Source organism: Vibrio sp. 10N.222.48.A3, assembly GCF_041475345.1.
GTDB classification, from domain to species: domain Bacteria; phylum Pseudomonadota; class Gammaproteobacteria; order Enterobacterales; family Vibrionaceae; genus Vibrio; species Vibrio tasmaniensis_A.
Genome location: NZ_JBFRVX010001720.1, coordinates 1 through 293, shown reverse-complemented (window position 1 = coordinate 293; position 293 = coordinate 1). Strand labels below are relative to the sequence as shown.

Here is a 293-nt window from a genome sequence, read left to right as displayed (position 1 = left end):
AGAGACAGAGAAAAGTTAGGTGATGCGGAAGCCGTCAGGCAACTTCTCACGCTGGCATTGAGGATCAAACTGAACGATAAGGAAGATGAGCGGCCGTCTAACCGCGAGTTGATGGAAGAGATGTATCGACGGATCAGGATGATCCAAGGGACGGGTAATTTAACCCACACACAAAGTTTTGATGGTGTCGCGTTCCATGAAAATAAAAAAGATGCAGTAGAAATGCGTAATTTGGTTTCCGCTGATGTGGATAAAAAAGTGGATGCTTATCTTGCAGGCGAAAAAAAAGGGTA

The 293-nt window shown here is 44.7% G+C and carries 1 protein-coding gene; it reads left to right on the top strand.

What is annotated here, in order from left to right:
* The coding region (locus tag AB4653_RS28600; RefSeq protein WP_372106018.1) for a hypothetical protein at positions 1–293 on the top strand (293 nt) is incomplete at both ends.